We start from the raw sequence: 19,446 nt of genomic DNA, 5'->3' as shown, positions 1-19,446 counted from the left end.
TTCTTGGCCGGAATTAGAGTATATCATGCCAGCAATTTAGATGCAACTACTTTTTTAAAATAATTTTGGACTATTTGAATCAATTGTTATTCCAATGAATCCTTGTTATAGGCTATATAATGAAAGAGTAAATGCATTCTACTTTCTATACTACAATGACTCCAGCTAAATATGCTACTTATTTGGAACTTTGATTGCATACCCGCTCTCACTTTTATTCTTTTTGGACTGTAATTCTCTATCTTCTAGATCCACATCTAAGGCGGATCTGTCATTCTATTTTATTACATCTCTATACTAACGTTTGGACATTCTTTTATCTCTTTCTTCTATAGATATAGATTTTAGTCTCATATATAGATTATATAGATCGTAAATGATGCTGACTTGGATGAGTCTGTTCGATTTTCTTTACCCTACTCGTGTACAATGATTTGATTATGGATCATATCCATATATGATGAAGAAACGATCTGGTGTTGGTGAGGATTTTTATTCAGAGATAGCCATGTTATTCTCTCTGCTATATGAATTTTGAAACGTGTTATAACGAGACTGGTTTAAGCGTGGCATTTTTCGTCCTTTGTGTATTGCGTTATATTAAAAGTTCTACAAGTCCAACACATTCTATTATTTTGCAATTGAGGAGGATCATTTATGCATTCTTTGACACGTCCTATTTGGCAGGCGATGAGTGAACAGGAGCAGGAAGAGGCTTTGTACCATCTGTTGTCTACCTTGCCGGAAGGATTTACTTTGGAGCATCTACAGCGCTTTGAACGATATGGACAGCAATTTGTAACTGGCATTTTCGATTCCAAAGGGAAAGAGTTTGTATTTGTCCCGGGGGACACGGTTACTCTGGGCTGGAATAATGGTATAGGACAAATGGATGCACGAACTCGCGAAGATCTGGATGAAGCAATGGTGGAAATAGAGCGTACTTTATCAGAGGCAGATGAATTGTTAAATACACTGATGTCTCCGGTACGTGAAGTGACAATCGCACCTATGCTGGTAGAGCGATACCCCCAATCGATCGGATGGATCGAAGTCACTCTGGCTGACCTGGACCCTGAAGAGGATGCAGAGATTATTGCAGAACTCCATTCTTTTGAAGAATCCGGGCTGAATAGTTACGAAGTTTATGAAGATTATCGGCTTGAGCGTGAAGGCGAACAGATTCGTATTTATCTGTTTGATGAAACAGAGCAATTCGAAGACTGGTCTGCAGATCATTTGCAGCCTTCTTTTTCTATACTTAATGAAGACGAGTGGGAATATCTGTATGGCGGCGGGAGTCGAACGCTATTTCCCTGGGGAGACAGCTTTGACTATACGATGAATGTGAAGCACTTTGGCAATCTGGATGATAGCAGCTCTAACCATGGATCAGAAAATAGCAGTAAGAAGCAGTTGTATCATCTGGAATTGCCGAATGTCTTTGGAATTTGCTTTCTCGGTGATCCTTATCAGGTTGAGCTGACGGTCGATGGCGATCATATTCGCGCAAAAGGTGGAGATGGCGGAGCAGGCATATGCGGCGGGCTCGGTATTGTTCTGGGTTATCTGCCGGTTGCAACGTATTACCGAAATTTATATGAGGATGCACTGGAGTGGACGGAACTGATCGGATATATGCATTATCGGCGCATTATTCGATTGGGCTAATGATGGGCTGTTTGTATTGTATATATTCATAAGTAGTTGAGTGATACTTATCGCGCTAAGTAAATACGGATTAAGCCTAGGGTTCGGTCATTTAAAGTTAGTTCATTTGTGGTTCGGTCATTCGGAGTCGTTCATTTCGTATTGATTTATTTAGTGTTTGTTCATTTAGAAATTGTCTATTTGGACTTTATTTGTTTAAGGTTTGTTCATGCAAAGATCGCTTACTCTGAGTTTCTTCGTCTAGCAATTCATTTAATAAATCGTTCGCTTTATAAATATGTTGAACGTATTGGAGTTTGTGATGCTACGATTGTGGAGGATTTTGACGATATAGCCTGTTCTCAAAACCAAAAAAGCCGCCCTTCTGTATGTTGGTAACATAAGAAGGGCGGCTTTTTTAATAATATAAAAACTGCTCAGCAAGAAACTAATCGATCCGTGAAAGGTTGTTGCTCGTAACGATCTATTATAATGCGCAGCTTCCGATTATTCGGAACCAAGGAATATATAACGGCAAATTACGATAACAGCCAGAATCCACATCAGCCAATGTACTTTTACTTTGTGACCTGTAAAGACATTGCAGAAGAATCCCAAAATTACATAAGCAACGATACCCGCAGAGATACCATTTGCAATACCATTGGTAAATGGCATAAAAATAATGGTCAAAAATGCCGGGAAAGCCTGCATAAAGTCATCCCATACAATATGACGGACCTGGCTCATCATCAGTACACCTACGATAACGAGCGCCGGAGCTGTAGCTGCCGAAGGAACCATAAGCGCCAGCGGAGCAATAAACAGCGCCAGGATAAACAGAACACCTGTCGTTACTGCTGTCAGACCTGTACGTCCACCTGCTGCAACACCGGAAGTACTTTCTACATAAGAAGTGATTGTACTCGTACCCAGCACGGCACCTGCACTGACACCAACTGCATCAACGAGCATGGCTTTGCTGACTTTTTTCTCGCCTTCTTTGCGATTCTTGAAAAGACCTGCGCGCTCTGCTGTACCTACAAGCGTACCGAATGTATCAAACAGCTCTACAAACGTAAAGATAAAGACAATCTCGAACAGTCCGAGACCAACCGCGCCCTTTATATCCAGCTGACCGACAGCCAGATTATCAAAAGAAGGAAGCCACTCTGCATGCGACAAGGAACTTACATCCGTCAGACCCATCGGAATTCCGATCAGTGTCAGCACAATAATACCAATCAGCAGTGCTCCGCGAATACGCATAACCATCAGAACACCAATAACGAACAGACCGATCAGCGACAGCAGCGTATCTTTGTTATGAACAAAATCACCCAGTGCCAGCTGGAAGTTACTGCCTCTAACCGTAACTGGACTTGCCAACTGGTTCACATCTGTAATTCCGGTTACGGTAGCCGATACAGAAATAACATTCCCCAGCTTCAGACCGACAATCGTAACAAACAATCCGATCCCGACTGTAATTGCCATTTTGATCGACTGTGGAACAGCGACCAGCAGTAGCTGCCTTACTCGTGTAATCGTCAGAATGATAAAGATAATACCGGACAGGAATACGGCTCCAAGAGCTGCCTGCCAGGTAATCATACCGTTGGAACCCAGTACAACAGTCATGAAGTACGCATTAAGCCCCATTCCTGGTGCCAGTGCTACCGGAATATTGGCGAACAATCCCATCAGGATCGTTACCAGACCTGCACCTACAGCTGTTGCGAAAAATACGCCCTGTGCTGGAATGCCTGCTCCATCCGGTCCAAGAAACAAGTTGTTAACGAACAAGATATACGCCATGGTAATAAAGGTAGTCAGACCCGCGATCAGCTCTGTTTTGACATTCGTGCCATGCTCCCGCAGTTTAAAGAAACGCTCCATTGTTATACTTTTCCCCCTCTTGGAAATAAATAAAGAAAACGACAAAAACCCCGATGGTATTGATGCTCATCGGGGTCTCATGGGTCAGTAACTAAACGTTCCTTTTGCTTATCCACTATTAAAGTGAAAATTCACTGTAATAAAAGACAAACAAAAAGAACACTGACAGTTACCAAATTCCGTAGAGAGATCATTCCGGTGATCACGTAGAGACTCCTGCGCCAATTCGCAGGATTATACGAATATGTTAATATGTCGAATACTTTATAATACATCCGCGTTTCATGTTGTTTTTGTAGAAGAATTGCTTTACTGGTTACATTCTAGGGGACGATAATATCGTTGTCAATCTAAAAATACGAATATTGATTTGCAAGCGTATGCATATTGTTCGGCAATATTTTTTTTCACTAAAAACAGGAAAACGTATGATTATTTTGGTAATGAATACTACGTTACTTTTTTTAGAAACCATCAGAAAAATGCAGCACAAAGCCCGCTTTGTTTTTCCATGATTAGAATACTCTCGTGTATTCCACATGAAACACAAAACGGGCGAATAGAATAATACAACAATCAAGTGTACTTGCAAACAAATGGTGTATGGATCAGAATCCCAGAGCTTACTATGCCCACTTATGGAAAAGGATCACTGCATACGGCAGCTTAGAACGTATTACTGCAATTTGCCCTGCAGTTCCCATACTTCGGAAGCTCCTGGAGTCTCGCCAGATGTCCACCATCTGGCTTTGTACGTACGTCCTTCATGACTGACCAGATCACCACCTACATAGACTGCTGTCGGACTCCAATCATTAGCGGACGGATCGCCCGGTTCCTGAGGATCCGGTTCTGTCGGTGTAGTTCCTCCCTGTCCATTTACATTCACATCAATTACCTGGTAAAAGGCATTGCCTGTATCGTAGATATCCCATACGCCGAGAATGACATGGTAACCGTTACGATCGGATGGCACATTGATAGTATGGGACACCGTCTTGGCTGGCTTGGCTCCTTTGTCATCAATATAGGCGATTCGTTCCAGCGAGCTGCGTGTCAGTGGTTGGTTGGGATTCCAGCCGGGCTTGGTCATGTAATACTGCCAGCCGGTTGTCGCATGCTGGGCAGTCAGGTTCCAGGTGATGTTCAGTGCTCCTGTTTTGATATCGGTCTTGTGCCAGCGGGTAGCGGTCTGATCATCGAGTGGAGAGAATCCGGCTAATGCGCCACTGGCAATTTTGCCATCTACAGGACCTGCGTTCGGGAAGCCTTTGGGTGCTTCAATACTTTGTGGTTCATATTGAGCGCTACCTACATTGGTATTCAGACCAACAGCATTGGAACCCTTGTAAGCGCGGCTGGCCGGCTGTGAAATATATCCATGAGCAAAGACCGACGTACTCAGAATCATCATGCAAGTACTTGCTGCAACAACGGCGGTCAGGGTTTTTCTCAATTTCATTGTATTCCCTCCAAATTATATGGTATTGGATCGTACTGTTATTTAGACGAGCTGCCAGACTTCTGCCTGTCCCGGTGTCTCTCCGGTAGTCCACCATCTTGCTTTGTACGTCTTACCGTTGTAGCTTACAGTGTCTCCACCCAGATAGATCGCGGAAGCACTCCATGCTTTAGCACCTGGTTGTTCCGGCTGCGGCTGTGGATCAGGTTGTGGATTAGGAGGATTGGTAACGCTACCATAAATCAGATTGTTATAGGATTGAGAGAACTTTTGATTGTAAGGGTTTCCTGCAGCATTACTGCCCAGATCCCAGTTAATCGACCAGGTCATCACACCTTTGAGCGGCTGACCTTTGGCTGCCAGATCAGTGAACACTTTGTATACGACCTGAGGATCTTTGACTTCTCCGTTACCTGCACCATCTGCATTAGCTGGGAGACCCAACACCAGCTTATTCGCCGGAATCTGCAGGAAACCCCGTGTACCATGGATTAATGAATCCGACATATAATAGAGGAAATTGTACTTGTCCGCATCCGAATTCTGGGATACCCACTTATTCACTTCATCGACCCAGAGTCCGTCACCTGCCTGGTTATACAGCTGGGGAGCAATGTAATCGTAATACCCTGCCAGACTGGTCAGATACGGCTCATACGCACCACCTGGTTTTAAGTAAGGAAATTCCGGTGCCATCGTAATGAGGAAAGTTTTGCCTTGTGCTTTGTAATGGTCTTTGACGATCTTGAGAGCAGCTGGAATAACCGTCGTATTGGCTCCTGCCTTAATGGCATTCTGCTCCAGATCAATATCCAGTCCATCAAATCCGTACACATCGACCAGACGAATGATTTCATTCGCAAATGCCTGTTCCTGCCCTGCACTCAATTGAACATGTGCATCTGCACCGCCCAGTGATAGAATCACCGCTGTACCTCTGGCATTCAGTGTACCCACCTGCTGGCGGAATGCTGCATCTGAAATATTCTCCGGCTTAAACGTCGGAATACCCGATCCGGTCATAAAAGCTACCGTCACCACATTATAGGCAGCTGGAGATTCACTCAGCTGAATCGTACGGGAAGAACCACCGGCATATCCATCCCCTTTGGAAGAAGACCAGTTCTGCCAGTACCCTACCATAACTTTCTTGCCAGCAATACTTGGCATGGCAGCAGCACTATCTTCTGCCGCATATCCGCTTGGAGCGGCCATTCCCAGCATGGAGCAGGTCATTACACCTGCCAGAAGCCATTTGCCTAACTTACGTGTACGTATTACGGTCATTGTATGCACTCCTTCAGTGATAGTATGTGATCGTAAAATCGCTGACATCAAGACACCTGTTCCCCCGTAGATCTGCTGTTATGTATCCCTCCTCTTTCCTCCATCATGATGTTGGTTACATCATTCATTATAATGTTTAAACGATGAAAAACTTATGTATATCCGCATATTTGGAGACGAAGTCATGAAGGACGTCAACTCGTATGCGCATATTCTTCCATTTCCTATCCTTTGTCTACTCTGGAAGGCAAAATAGCTCACTTAACATGCGGAATTTAGCGTAACAACGCTGGGCTTTGTCCGTTTGCCAAAGCTGCTCATAACTGTATCCGCACTCATAATAGAGCCCTTCCAGACGATGACAAAATCGATGATCTTCACAGTAACGTATTCCCTGGGACGCATATTCAATCGCCAGCCGGTAATCTTCGCTGGCATTATATGCTCTCGCCAGACAATAAAACACCTGGGGAAAGCGATAATCCAGTTCACTGTATTGATGAAGAGCCTGACGACATTTGTGCAGCCAACTGATACAGGATCGAAGATGACCCTGAAGTGCATATCCGGAAGCCATTGCAAGAATCACTTCAACTTCATGGAGAGCAGGCAGACGATCCGTATGATAAGTCAGCTGCAGCGCTTGCTGTATCATCTGAAATCCATGCGAAATCTGGCCCAGCTGCAGATAAGCGTATCCTTTTTGACAAAGAATAAATTGCTGATCAATTATGGATGGACGTTCCGTCTCCTCCATCTGGCAGTGCTCAATATAATCGATCAGTTCCGGATACATCTGCTGGCGATGCAGATAGGTAATATTTTTGCGGATGGTCTGCATTTCGCTGATCTGGTCCTGAGCCATATCATAGAATATACGTACATCGACACCGCACTTGCGGGCAATACGGTAAAGAATATCTGCCGAGACGGATTCCACTCCTTTCTCAATCCGGCTAATCTGGGACTGGTTGCAAATACCGAGTGCCAATTGCTGCTGGGTCATGCCACGCTGCTGTCGTACTTCGCGGATACGTTGACCGATATAGCGATAATCAAGCGCACTGTCGCCGATAAGATCCATTGTTGTTCATCTCCTTTGCCGATAAATTGTCTCCTCTCTATGTTATATGCAGCAGCAGATAGGGATAATGTGTAAAAGTACGTAGATAAGGTGGAATTCTGCGGGTTTTATCGTGACTGTATGTATAACATTAAAGATGTATATGTGGTATTTCTAGATTCGTTATCATTATATATAGACTTATAAACCAGTATATATCCGAAAAATTATATATGAATAAACACTCATATTTATCGTTATTGTTATATAAATAACAATATGGAAAGAGCATTTACATATAGGCAAAAGACTTAATTCAGTATTATTCCAAGTGTGATTTTCGTTATTCTTGTTTGTAAGAGTAGCTTTTTCTAGTCAGGGCAATGACCCGGATAGAATTGGAGGATGTATACGCTTGAGAAATAAGATCACTATACATAACAAAAACCGCCTATGTGATCTCAGACGGTTTTGTAGTCCTATCAAAATAATTTGTGATAACTGGATACTTAGAAATCTACAGATTGCTAATCTAGTGTGTTGTAGCATGCTGACTGTACACCATGATTCACTGCTTATGTTCTTCGTATCAAGGATAATCCATGGTACCTTTCACGGCGATATGCCTGCCTTTGCGATTTTCCAGTACTTTGACATTCACCATGCTGCCTTCCTGAAACCGCGGTCGGTGGATCGTATATACAGTTACAATTACTGCTGTATCGAAAGGCAGCTGGGTGGGCTTCTCGATTCGCAGATCCAGCCGCAGCTCCGGCTGACCCATCTCGTATTTACCGGTAGGTTCTACATTCAGAATGCGTCCACGCGCCGTGTAACCATCCTGGATAATACGCTCGACCGGGTTCTGACGCTTCTGCAATGCAGGCAGAACGATACCTGCCAGTATGAATACAATAAATAGCAGAATACAGCTGACGACAAGCGTCATAGGGTCCATACTTGTCACCTCTTTGCCAATCGGCGTTCGTTATTAATCCACATTCTGAATCTCGAAATGGTAAAAGACTGTATCAAATCCCTTATCCATCGGACTCGCCGAATAGATGCCTACCTGCAGCGGCTGTCCCGGCGGACAATCCAGATGGGTCATACGCAGCTGCTCCCACTCTCCGGCTGCACTGGCACTTCCCGTACGAAAGTAAACAAAAAAATCATTACCTTCCCGTCTTACCCGGAATGACAGACGCTGCTCAAAAATGCTGCTATCCATATTGCGGGTGGACCAGTCCGAATAACTCCGCTGGGTTACGACTACGCCCAGATGCGAAGGTTCATCCGGAATATACTCGATCGATGTTTTGATCCAGTTAGCCGAATCGATCCCGATAAAAATACCGGATTGGTCATATGTCCGCTGGGGATGCATCTGCAGCTCGGCGACTGCTTCGAAATTGCCCTTGATCTCATCATATAGTACATGCCCGTTATATCGTTCAAACCCATAATAGGTTCTCATCCAGAAATCTGTATCCGGCCGACTGCGCAGCAGCAGATGGTCCTGTTCTACCACCTTGTGCTCCGGTGGGAACATCTCCTGCAGACGATCTATATGATGCGGAATATACTGCATACCATCACCTCATTTAAAAGAAATTACTCTTACAGAAATACATATCTCCATACAATCACGAAAACGCTATCACTGTGTATATTACCAGATTAACCGCGTATTTGTACGTGAAAATATTCTCTCACTTTCTCTGGTTGATTCTGGCTTGTCATTTACATTCGTATAGTGCTTATATTCAGCGCCAGTCTTGGTTAATCCGTAGACTTGAATCCCTGTGTAGATTAACCGCGGAACAGACTACCCAATCAACGTATGGGAATAGTGTGTGCCTAGACAGCTTCCTTTTCTCTAAACCTATCTGAATCTATAAGAATACTGATAAGATGTCTAATAAAGAAAACGTAACGCCTTTTGAGCGGGATAACCTTTCAAAAAAGCGGTAAAAAGAGTATCTTAGATATAGACTGGAATCAGCGAATTGCTGTTTGTCCAAAAAAAGAGTTAAAGGTGTGCGATACGTGCGAATCAATAAATATATTAGCGAATCCGGCATTACTTCCCGCCGGGGAGCAGACAAATGGATCAATGAAGGCCGGGTAACGATCAATGGTGCCGTGGCAGAACTGGGCAGCCAGGTCGAAGCCGGAGACGATGTACGAGTAGATGGCAAGCCAATCAAGGTAGAACAGGAAAATGTATATATTGCGCTGAACAAGCCTGTAGGCATTACGAGCACAACAGAGCGTCATATCAAAGGGAATATCGTGGATTTTGTTAATCATCCGCTGCGTATTTTCCATATTGGACGTCTGGATAAAGACTCGGATGGGCTGATTCTGCTCACCAATGACGGGGATATCGTCAATGAGATCCTGCGCGCCGAGAACAAACATGAAAAAGAATATATCGTGACAGTGGATCGACCAATCACTCAGGCATTCCTTAATAAAATGGCATCGGGCGTCGAGATTCTGGATACGGTTACCCTGCCATGCAAAGTCACCCAACAGTCCAAATATGTATTCAAAATTATCCTGACTCAGGGGCTGAATCGCCAGATCCGCCGTATGTGTTCGGCGCTTGGTTATGAAGTTCATGGACTGCGCCGTACCCGGATCATGAATATTCACCTGGGCAATCTGTCGATCGGTCAATGGCGCGATCTGACTCCTGCCGAGCTGGATCAGCTGTTCCGCGATCTGGATTATACGCCAAAATCACACTAATTCGATGTTGGATGCTACTTTATTTCCAAAAAGTATCTGCAAAATGAACAACGCAAAAAGCTGCTTCCGGTAACAGGAGCAGCTTTTTTGATGTGTATTTATTCTTGTTCGGACATACCGTGTAGGCACTTCTTATAGATATATACCCTATGGAAATGTCGAGAGACACACCATGGCAGTTAACGTGATGCAGAACAGAACTCTTCACGAACGGAGTCTGTGACTGCGATCTTATTTATAAAAGACTTTATCTACATTGTACTTGGCTTGGAGACTGTTGATGATATACGTCTCGTAAATCTCGCGTTCAGTTGGGTCTTCCACAATACATACGTCGATACGGGTAACCTCGTCACGGTGATCTTTGATTGGAGAAACGGTATCTTCAAAGTGCTTTTTGATGCGTGGTCTGAGTTTGCGGGCTTTACCGACAAACAGCAGTTCATCTTGTTTGTTGTAGAACATGTAGATGCCGCCTACTTCGCGGGAGATCAGGTGAAAATCGGTAAATCCGTAGATATGGCTAAGTTCTGGATTAATCTGTTTAGTAATCGATACGTTAGGCGTAGGAATGGTAATCTGGATCAATTGCGGTTCACTTCCTTATTCAATATAGGTGTTCATCCTACCATAAATAGGGCGGGATTGATATCATCGATTGAAATATCCGTGTATAAAATGTTTCTCTATTCGAACAATTGGGATGGGGTGTTTATTGTCAACGAATAAGAGATGGGTTGTGCTTGCGGCAATCGCTCCGAAAAGGGATAGGACACGTCCTTCGGTTAAGGCTGGAGATCATGAATTTTGATTAGTAACAGATGATCTCCAGCCTTAAAGGTCGTCCTTTGTCCTATTCCCTTTCCTGCGCTACATGGTTGATGCAGCATGAGCTGGCTCGATCACTGGCTAATTGTACATAACCTGCTCACTGTTTACTGTAGCCATGCAGACGGAGTTCGCCGGAGATGTATTCGCCGAGGTAGATATCGGACAAACTATTGTACTTACGCTGCTTGATCTGGGCTTCGAGCCAGTGAATGTCTTTGTCGATCAAATCCAGTACATCCTGGTTAGCCTGACCGTCGACGATAATCGGGTAACGGATATTCTCGTCGCCGTACTGGATGATAGTGAGCTGTCCGTTCTGCTCCATGATCGCTCGTTTGACATGATTGATCTCGTAAATGCCGGCAGAGCGTAATTTGAACATAAGTTCATTGGCAGACATGCCGCAGCGCAGACAAGCACCGACTTCGACACTACCATTGACGACTAGGGTAACCGGTCTACCGTCGACAACACGTTTGACATAACGGTTGTGTTCTTTGAGAAATTTGATAATAAATACGAGCAGGGTCCAGATAATCAGGACGAGGAAAAATTGCAGCGGTGTGACTGCTTCGTTATAGATCACACCGCCAATAATGCCGCCGAGCACATAATTCTGTACCTGATCCATCGCCGAAGTGGGTGCCAGGTTGCCTTTGCCCATCAGATTAATCTGGAAAATCAGACATAGAATCCCGAGTGCCAGCTTGATCATGACTGGATAATAAGTGTCCATCTATCAGCTTTCTCTCCTTTCGAATTCGTCTTTTATTTGTCGATCAACTGGATATGGGGATTTACCAGATATACATCCTGAAGAGTATAAGCGTTCATATCCGAGGTGAAATGGACCGTATAGTATTTATCCTGCGCTTTGAGAATAATGCCATCGCTGAGAGTTGTGGCATTGACGCTAAGGGTTGTCTCGTCCAGCTGCTGATCCTTGGCCATCTGGTGCATAAATTGTACCATCTGCGAATACTTGGAATACGTACTCTGGTCCCGGGTGTAGTCGGAGTACTGCACACCGATCAGGAAGACAATCACCAGCAGCAAAATGATGCTAAGATCGCGGTATTTGGTCTGGATCCGGTGGCGCAGGTAGAGTGAAAATACAATGAGTAGAATGATCAGGGCAACGAAGATAAAGATATATTTTAGATAGAGATTGATGGTGGATTGCCCTTCCAGGTAGGTGATCGTGTAGAAGTTCATCCTGGGTCTCCTTTTATAGGTTAAATTTGAATACATCTTATTCATATCTATCAATATATAGTGCATACCTCTGAAATCAGAAGTATAGCGTAACATTTGCTGTTCTATATTATTGCTGCTTAGCTAGCATGGATTCTATATCTGTATCGGATATAACGATAGTGCATGTTAGCCTTCATGTTGCAAGCTAAACGGTATAATCCTTATTGCATTCAGCTATTTCCCATAATTAAAATAGCGATCACCAACCATTACGCATCTATAAAAAGCTGGATATCTTCCGTATCTATTGTCCACACTTATTCGTTTGCTTGGATAGGAGCATACTTCGAAAAAGTAGATTCACCTTCTCCTCATAAACAGACAGAATTCGTATAACCGTTATCATTCAGACGAGATATCTGTTAAACACGCAAGTAGATTACATCGTGAAGGGAGCCTATTTTATGCAAATTGCTCAAGGGGTTCACATGCTTAAATTGCAGATCTACTCTTTTGGTGGTCATCAGGAATTGAATCCTACTCTTATATGGGATTCAGATTATACGGTGCTTATTGATACGGGGACACCTGGACAGCTGGAATCCATACAAATAGCCATGAACAATGCAGGAGTCTCTTTTGATCAACTCAATGTGATTATTCTGACCCACCAGGATATTGATCATATTGGCAGTCTTCCCGAAATTCTGCATGCCTCTTCCTCGCCTATTGAAGTATATGCCCACATAATCGAAAAACCATATATCGAGGGAGAGATACCACTTTTAAAAGCCAATCTGGACAGTATGGCCTGGCAATTGGAAAGTATACCACTGAAAGATCGCCAGGAAATCGTGAATCAAGTTCAGCATGCTGCAAAAAGCAGAGTGAGCCAAACACTCGTTGGCGGAGAACTTCTTCCGTTTTGTGGAGGAATCCAGGTGATTCATACGCCAGGGCATACACCGGGACATATCAGTCTTTATTTAAAGAAAAGCAAAACACTTGTCGCCGGAGATTCCATGTATAGTGTAGAAGGTATGTTACAAGGACCTCATACTCTTTCTACTCCCGATATGGATATCGCTCTCCATTCCATCGTCAGCTATATAAATCTGGATATTGAAAATGTAATTTGTTATAACGGAGGGTTGAGCCAAGCCAATCTCCAGCAGCAGCTAAACTGTATCGTTAATAAGAAATAAGTTTCTACTATTTATCTTCAAGTTATAAAGAACCCTGTAACCTCCATAGGTATAGGGTTCTTTTCGTTTCATAATGCAATCTAGATGATCAGCTTTCCGATTCGGCAATCCTTTTTAGCTCCTCGGCACGTACAATTAGAAAGCGTGTCATATATCTTTTCAGAAATAAAAAGTCAGCAAGATTGCCCAGTATTCCCAGAGGTGATCGGTACTCAAAATGGTCTTTCATGACCGTTCCTCCACCAAGCTTGATAAATTTGTGAGTATGGGTAAAGGAATGAAACGCGCCACTAACCATCACATCCACAAAAATATGCGGCTTCTCCATATGTATAATTTTTGCTGTTAACTGCTGACGGATACCAAAATGAACAGCTTCCCATGTGACTTCATCGCCGTTCTCTAGATAACCACTGATTTTGCCCTGTACTGCTTTCTCCTGAGTAGCCGTTGTTGTCTGCATATGTATATCCACACTTCGAGCAAGATCAAAGCAGCGTTCAACCGGTGCTTCGATATAGATGGTATTCATAATGATAGGCATGATACGACTCCTTTGTTAATGGATAAAATAAAAAAAGCAGTCTGGCATGAGACCAGACTGCCCTTTGAAGTTAATATCTGTTTAAATCCTATTCCCACTCAATCGTTGCTGGTGGTTTCGAAGTAATATCATACACAATCCGGTTGACGTTATCCACTTCGTTAACGATACGTACGGAGATTTTCTCCAGTACATCCCATGGAATACGTGCCCAGTCTGCAGTCATACCGTCAATGGATGTTACGGCGCGGATACCTACCGTGTAGGAATACGTACGTGCATCACCCATAACGCCTACGCTCTTCATGTTCGGCAGCGCTGTGAAGTACTGCCAGATTTCGTTGTCCAGACCAGCCTTGGCGATTTCTTCGCGCAGAATGTAGTCGGAATCACGAACGATTTGCAGTTTGTCTTCCGTTACTTCACCAAGCACACGGATCGCCAGACCTGGACCCGGGAATGGCTGACGCCATACGATCGCGCGTGGCAGACCGCATTCTTCGCCGACTTTACGTACTTCGTCTTTGAATAGTGCTTTCAGTGGCTCGATCAGTTCAAATTCCATATCTTCCGGCAGACCGCCGACGTTATGGTGAGATTTGATCGTCTGTGCTGTAGCGGTTCCGCTCTCTACGATATCCGTATACAGTGTTCCCTGTGCCAGATACGCAAAGTCGCCCAGCTTTTTGGATTCTTCGTCAAATACATAGATAAACTCGTTACCGATGATTTTACGTTTTTGCTCCGGATCGTCTACGCCTGCCAGTTTGGACAGGAAGCGCTCCTGTGCATCGATTTTAACTACTTTCATATCGAATTTGCCGACAAACGTCTCCATTACGCTCTCAGCTTCACCTTTGCGCAGCAGACCATGGTCGATAAACATACAGGTCAGCTGATCGCCGATCGCTTTGTGCAGCAGGATCGCTACAACAGAAGAATCGACACCGCCGCTCAGTGCGCACAGTACGTTCTTGTTGCCTACCTGCTCGCGGATTTCCTTGATGGTATCCTCGATGAATGTCTGCATGCTCCACTCGCCGTGGCACTGACATACTTCGTACAGGAAGTTGCGGATCATTTCGTTACCAAATACAGAGTGGCGCACTTCCGGGTGGAATTGTACCGCATACAGATGACGCTCTGCATTGCTCATCGCAGCGATCGGTGCGGACTCAGTGCTTGCATCTACGACAAACCCTTCTGGCAGACCGACAACATGGTCACCATGGCTCATCCATACCGTGTGGCTGGATTCCATGCCTTTGTTCAGTGCGCAGTGCGGCATGAAGTCTACATCGGACTTGCCGTACTCGCGCTTGGCGGAACGTTCTACTTTACCGGACAGTTGTTGAGCCATTAGCTGCATACCATAACAGATACCGAAGATTGGCACATTCAGATCATAGATTGCCGGATCGACATGCGGTGCATCTTCCGCGTATACGCTGGATGGGCCGCCGGAGAAGATAATACCTTTTGGAGCCAGCTCACGGATTTTCTCGACAGGGGTGTTGAACGGCAGTAACTCACTGTATACCCCGAGATCACGGATACGTCTTGCAATTAGCTGATTATATTGTCCACCAAAATCAAGGACAACGATTATTTCATTTGGACTGTTCATTCATGTGCCTCCCACTTTTCAATGAGTCTAATTATACCTATGTGCAAAAGAGACCGTCAAGGCTTAAAGCCTTATGATTTCAGCATTTTTCAAAAATTTGCAATCTGATTTTCATATTGCGGAGAAATAGGCAAATAGACAGGAAGTACAGGCGGTCTGTCTATCCAATAGTCTGCACGTTGTCCGTCTCCAGTGGACGCTCTGCCGGTAGACTTTGACTTACAAGAACGATTAATATATAAAGATACCGTTATAGTAAAAATATAACAGAAAATAGACAAAACGTTGAGCGCATTATTTTGCCACCGGTCTTAACCGATATAGAGAGCATATGGCAAAATAAGACGATATTACAACTTGGCATGGGGGCAATCTATGGGATTCATGGACTATCTACAATCACTGTTTACCGAGCATGGCTACCTGGTGTTATTCCTGGGGCTGCTGCTTGAATTTGTTGCGCTACCTTTTCCCGGAGAGACGATGATGGCGTACGCGGGTTATTTATCGTATATGGGAACTCATAATTTCGCGTTGGTCTTACTATGTGCTTTTGCAGGCACCACGATCGGGATGACCATCACATATTTTATCGGTAAAAAAGCGGGTTTGCCCTTTATGCGCAGATACGGTAAATGGATGCTGCTGCCGGAACACAAACTCGATAAAGCGCAAAAATGGTTCGGCAAGTATGGCTACACGCTCGTATTTGTAGGTTATTTTATACCGGGTGTGCGGCATTTTACAGGGTATTTCTCTGGTATTATGAACTACAAGTTCTGGCGTTTCGCTGCCTATGCCTATAGCGGTGCGCTAATTTGGGTCGGCTTATTCGTAGCACTCGGGAAGATTTTTGGGCCGCAGTGGTCGATGATCTTCCACTGGATTCACGACTATTCGTTTGAAGCGATAGCGATTCTGGTGGGACTGGTGCTAGCAGTGGTCATTGTGAAGTATCGCAGATGGCTGGGGATTCAGTTGGTGAACCGATTTGGGAAAAAGAAGCCGGATGATTCGGCGGGAGAATAAATATGCATATAAAAAACAGCAAAAGTCTTGGTATAGCAGTCTATAACCGAGACCTTTGCTGTTTTTAATTATTTTATATTGAAAGTGACACTATTTCGTTTCTACAAATAATATACCATTATGGATTTTTTAAATTCTTTCACCTTAACTATTAAGTTCTAAAAACCAAATTAACTTCTCCCTTTATATGTATCTTTTTTCTAACAGTATTCTTGTATAAATTTATTGTAAAGATGTTAATATTTTATCTTTAGATAGATATATTTGTTTATTCCCACTTCGTGAAATATACTTTTTATGTAATAAAACCCTATCGAATCAGGAGGCACTTTATTTATGAAGATAAATAAATATGTTATACCACTACTCATTTGTCTATGTCTTGGCCTATGCATATCTATTCCTGTAACAACAGCTAAAGACAACACCGTACATACTCTAGGATCTATCAGCTACATACAAGCTTCATCCGACACGTCCTATGCCACTGACAAAGACGGTACAACCTGGACATGGGGTGTAGGCCAAAATGCGGGAACAGGTGATAATTATGTTCATGTTTCTCCGATTGCCTTTACTACACCAAGTGCATCATTCAAAATGATTGCTCCCGGCTCGGGCATATATACAAGTGCGGTTACTAAAGAGGGACTCGTGTACAGCTGGGGAGTTAACGATCCCAGCCAACAAAAAACATCCAGCCCAGTACAAGTACAGGGTCTGAAGGGTATCGCTACTACAGCTACTGGTACAAAGCACTTTCTCGCCTTGGATAATAATGGACAAGTATGGGGATGGGGTGACAATGCAAATGGACAATTAGATAAGTCTAAAGTCAATACTATCCCCTTTTACAATACACCTGTACGTCTATCTGGATTAGATCAGGTAAAGGCTATTGCTGCCAGTGATAATTATTCGATTGCATTAAAAAAAGATGGAACGCTCTGGGGATGGGGATCTATTAGCAGTACTTCGATAGCACCGACGTTGCTGATCGGCGGAAAACAGATTGTATCCGCTACTATGAACTATGGAGAAGTGATCGCTGTCAACCAAGCTGGAAAAGTACTGGACTGGGATCTGACTTCCGGCATGCATGCTCCTAAAACCTATACATTGAAACTACCCGTTACTTCGACAGATAATGGTTCAGCAGGTGTGATCTATGCAATTACAACTAATGGTTCAGTTTGGAAAATAGATCCTCAAAGCAATCAATCAGCTATCACCCAGGTCAGCGGTCTACAACACATCGTACAGATCGCTTCGGGTAACAGCTTTACACTTGCTCTCGATCAGAACGGTAGAGTACACAGCTGGGGCATTAATGACAAAGGACAGCTAGGTATCGGCAATCCATTTATTTCAGCGAGTGTTACACCTGTTACGGTACAAAAACCTATAATTGTACAATTGAATAAAACCGACCTTCGGATGCCGAATCCACCATTATTAATCCAGAATGCTGTCTATGTGCCTGTACGCGGACTATTCGAGAAAATGAATGCCAACGTTGTATGGGATAAAAAAAATAAAAACGATGTATCCATTACAAGTGGGACAACCAGTATTCGCCTGACCAAAGGAAAAAGTACTGCCATTGTTAATGGTACGAATGTACCTTTATCTTCTCCACCCCAATATGCCAATGAAAGTATCTTTATTCCGCTGCGCTTTATTTCAGAGACTATCGGTGCTCATGTCAATTGGGATAGCAAAAATTATACCGTCAGCATTGATACCAGTGCTGAACATCATTAATATACGGTAGATGATGAAATGATAAATAAAAAGAGCCTGCTGATGGATGACTTCCATCAGCAGGCTCTTTTTGGAAAAACATCCATTGTTGTAGGTTGTAATTTATCTTCGAGTATAGCCAATTATGCCGCATGATCGTTGCGATTATCCTTCGCCTCGTACAGCCTCCAGTACTTTCTCAATATGCCCTTTCACCTTCACATTGCGCCATTCCTGCTGCAGGTTACCCTCTTCATCAATCAGAAAAGTAGAACGTACGATACCTTCGTACTCTTTGCCGTACATTTTTTTCAATTGCCATACGCCGTATGCTTCAGCAACAGCATGGTCGGGATCGGAGAGCAGCGGAAACGGAAGCTCATGTTTGGCAGCGAATTTGTCATGGGAGGTTGCGCTGTCCGGGCTAATGCCCAGCACGACAGCACCATATTGCTCATAACCTGCCGTACTATCGCGGAAATCGCAGGCCTGCTGGGTGCAGCCGGTCGTATTGTCTTTCGGATAAAAGTACAGGACTACCTTCTTGCCGCGGTAATCGCTAAGAGAAATTTCACGTCCTTCAGACGCTTCCAGTGTAAAGTCGGGAACAGGCTGTCCCAGTTGCAGTTCGCTCATGTCTTGGACTCCTTTGAATAATTAGAATATGGGTGTAAATGAGAGTTATTTTACAATCAGCACCGGACAATGGGCTCGCTTGACTACTTTGTGGCTGACACTGCCCAGTACAAACTCCTGCAGTACGTTCAGTCCGCGTGTTCCGATGATGATTAGATCAGTGTGATGCTTCTGTGCATACTGGACAATCGACGGTCCTGGATCGCCGTTAATAATGGTAATTCGGGGATGCAGACCCGCTTCGGTCAGTAATTGCGCTACAGGCTGCAACTTTTGCCGACGATTGTATTCGATCTCCTCATGGGTATGGGAATGCAGCACTTCGTCTTTTACTTTGGACGGATCAACCGCATACAGAATCTCAATCACTGCTTTCGGTGCTACTGCTGCGATTTTGACCATTTCCGCTGCAGCACGAATCGAATTCTCCGATCCATCAGCTGCGAGTACAATATGCTGATACATAACACTCACCCCTGTTTATATGAATGATCTGATATGCCTACAATAATACTG

Annotated in this window: 18 protein-coding genes, 1 pseudogene and 1 riboswitch; of the genes and pseudogenes, 5 read left to right on the top strand and 14 right to left on the bottom strand. The window is 43.9% G+C overall.

What is annotated here, in order from left to right; all coding sequences use genetic code 11:
- Positions 1–657: 657 nt before the first annotated feature.
- On the top strand, positions 658–1,671 hold the full coding sequence (locus H065_RS0108975) for a hypothetical protein (RefSeq protein WP_017812712.1): 1,014 nt from the start codon (positions 658–660) through the stop codon (positions 1,669–1,671).
- 486 nt (positions 1,672–2,157) lie between these two features.
- Here the strand turns inward: H065_RS0108975 and H065_RS0108970 are convergent, their stop codons facing one another.
- The 7 genes and pseudogenes from H065_RS0108970 to H065_RS0108945 all read right to left on the bottom strand — a co-directional run bounded on the left by H065_RS0108970 (position 2,158) and on the right by H065_RS0108945 (position 8,952).
- On the bottom strand, positions 2,158–3,549 hold the full coding sequence (locus H065_RS0108970; RefSeq protein ID WP_017812711.1) for an NCS2 family permease: 1,392 nt from the start codon (positions 3,547–3,549) through the stop codon (positions 2,158–2,160).
- 162 nt (positions 3,550–3,711) lie between these two features.
- Positions 3,712–3,811, bottom strand: a riboswitch (purine riboswitch).
- Positions 3,812–4,225: 414 nt separating this feature from the next.
- The gene (locus tag H065_RS25640; RefSeq protein WP_017812710.1) at positions 4,226–5,011 is read right to left on the bottom strand and encodes a lytic polysaccharide monooxygenase; all 786 of its coding nucleotides are present in this window, start codon (positions 5,009–5,011) and stop codon (positions 4,226–4,228) included.
- Between the two features lie 42 nt (positions 5,012–5,053).
- Positions 5,054–5,254, bottom strand: coding sequence for a carbohydrate-binding protein (locus tag H065_RS28515; RefSeq protein WP_338010871.1), 201 nt, complete (start codon positions 5,252–5,254; stop codon positions 5,054–5,056).
- Positions 5,252–6,298 (bottom strand): annotated as a pseudogene (locus tag H065_RS0108960) (chitinase); the annotation flags it as partial. The pseudogene H065_RS0108960 and the gene H065_RS28515, both read right to left, overlap by 3 nt.
- Before the next feature lie 235 nt (positions 6,299–6,533).
- A complete protein-coding gene (locus H065_RS0108955) occupies positions 6,534–7,382 on the bottom strand; it encodes a helix-turn-helix domain-containing protein (protein ID WP_017812708.1) in 849 nt (282 codons plus the stop codon).
- Between the two features lie 568 nt (positions 7,383–7,950).
- A complete protein-coding gene (locus H065_RS0108950) occupies positions 7,951–8,319 on the bottom strand; it encodes a hypothetical protein (protein ID WP_017812707.1) in 369 nt (122 codons plus the stop codon).
- A 33-nt stretch (positions 8,320–8,352) separates the two neighbouring features.
- A complete protein-coding gene (locus H065_RS0108945) occupies positions 8,353–8,952 on the bottom strand; it encodes a DUF1349 domain-containing protein (RefSeq protein ID WP_017812706.1) in 600 nt (199 codons plus the stop codon).
- Between the two features lie 458 nt (positions 8,953–9,410).
- On the opposite strand from H065_RS0108945, the gene rluF reads away from it, so the two are divergent.
- Positions 9,411–10,118, top strand: coding sequence for a 23S rRNA pseudouridine(2604) synthase RluF (gene rluF / locus H065_RS0108940; protein ID WP_017812705.1), 708 nt, complete (start codon positions 9,411–9,413; stop codon positions 10,116–10,118).
- A 231-nt stretch (positions 10,119–10,349) separates the two neighbouring features.
- Here the strand turns inward: rluF and H065_RS0108935 are convergent, their stop codons facing one another.
- The 3 genes from H065_RS0108935 to H065_RS0108925 all read right to left on the bottom strand — a co-directional run bounded on the left by H065_RS0108935 (position 10,350) and on the right by H065_RS0108925 (position 12,164).
- A complete protein-coding gene (locus tag H065_RS0108935; RefSeq protein WP_017812704.1) occupies positions 10,350–10,706 on the bottom strand; it encodes a nucleotide excision repair endonuclease in 357 nt (118 codons plus the stop codon).
- A gap of 340 nt (positions 10,707–11,046) precedes the next feature.
- Complete coding sequence (locus H065_RS0108930; RefSeq protein ID WP_017812703.1) at positions 11,047–11,685, bottom strand: DUF421 domain-containing protein; 639 nt, start codon at positions 11,683–11,685, stop codon at positions 11,047–11,049.
- A gap of 32 nt (positions 11,686–11,717) precedes the next feature.
- Positions 11,718–12,164 carry a DUF3290 domain-containing protein gene (locus H065_RS0108925; RefSeq protein ID WP_017812702.1) on the bottom strand — a complete coding sequence of 149 codons (447 nt, stop codon included), beginning with the start codon at positions 12,162–12,164 and terminating at the stop codon, positions 11,718–11,720.
- A gap of 446 nt (positions 12,165–12,610) precedes the next feature.
- Between H065_RS0108925 and H065_RS0108920 the strand changes: the two genes are divergently transcribed.
- On the top strand, positions 12,611–13,351 hold the full coding sequence (locus H065_RS0108920; protein WP_017812701.1) for an MBL fold metallo-hydrolase: 741 nt from the start codon (positions 12,611–12,613) through the stop codon (positions 13,349–13,351).
- Positions 13,352–13,439: 88 nt separating this feature from the next.
- Here the strand turns inward: H065_RS0108920 and H065_RS0108915 are convergent, their stop codons facing one another.
- Both H065_RS0108915 and guaA read right to left on the bottom strand, forming a co-directional pair.
- Positions 13,440–13,895 (bottom strand): SRPBCC family protein, encoded by a 456-nt coding sequence (locus tag H065_RS0108915; protein WP_017812700.1) that lies wholly within the window; start codon positions 13,893–13,895, stop codon positions 13,440–13,442.
- A gap of 88 nt (positions 13,896–13,983) precedes the next feature.
- Positions 13,984–15,522, bottom strand: coding sequence for a glutamine-hydrolyzing GMP synthase (gene guaA / locus H065_RS0108910; protein ID WP_017812699.1), 1,539 nt, complete (start codon positions 15,520–15,522; stop codon positions 13,984–13,986).
- A 375-nt stretch (positions 15,523–15,897) separates the two neighbouring features.
- Here guaA and H065_RS0108905 point away from each other — a divergent pair, with 375 nt between their 5' ends.
- A complete protein-coding gene (locus H065_RS0108905) occupies positions 15,898–16,551 on the top strand; it encodes a DedA family protein (RefSeq protein ID WP_017812698.1) in 654 nt (217 codons plus the stop codon).
- Between the two features lie 336 nt (positions 16,552–16,887).
- Positions 16,888–18,315 (top strand): stalk domain-containing protein, encoded by a 1,428-nt coding sequence (locus tag H065_RS0108900; RefSeq protein WP_081604092.1) that lies wholly within the window; start codon positions 16,888–16,890, stop codon positions 18,313–18,315.
- A gap of 144 nt (positions 18,316–18,459) precedes the next feature.
- On the opposite strand, the gene bcp is transcribed toward H065_RS0108900, so the two are convergent.
- Together bcp and H065_RS0108890 are read right to left on the bottom strand one after the other, a co-directional pair.
- Entirely contained in the window at positions 18,460–18,930 is a 471-nt protein-coding gene (gene bcp, locus H065_RS0108895; protein WP_017812696.1) for a thioredoxin-dependent thiol peroxidase, read from the bottom strand.
- A 45-nt stretch (positions 18,931–18,975) separates the two neighbouring features.
- Entirely contained in the window at positions 18,976–19,395 is a 420-nt protein-coding gene (locus H065_RS0108890) for a universal stress protein (RefSeq protein ID WP_017812695.1), read from the bottom strand.
- Positions 19,396–19,446: the final 51 nt, after the last annotated feature.

Origin of the sequence: Paenibacillus shenyangensis, assembly GCF_000346635.1 — a bacterium.
In the GTDB taxonomy this organism is placed as follows: Bacteria; Bacillota; Bacilli; order Paenibacillales; family Paenibacillaceae; genus Saccharibacillus; species Saccharibacillus dauci.
The sequence above is the reverse complement of the archived record's forward strand: the minus strand, read 5'-3'. Positions and strand labels throughout refer to the sequence as shown.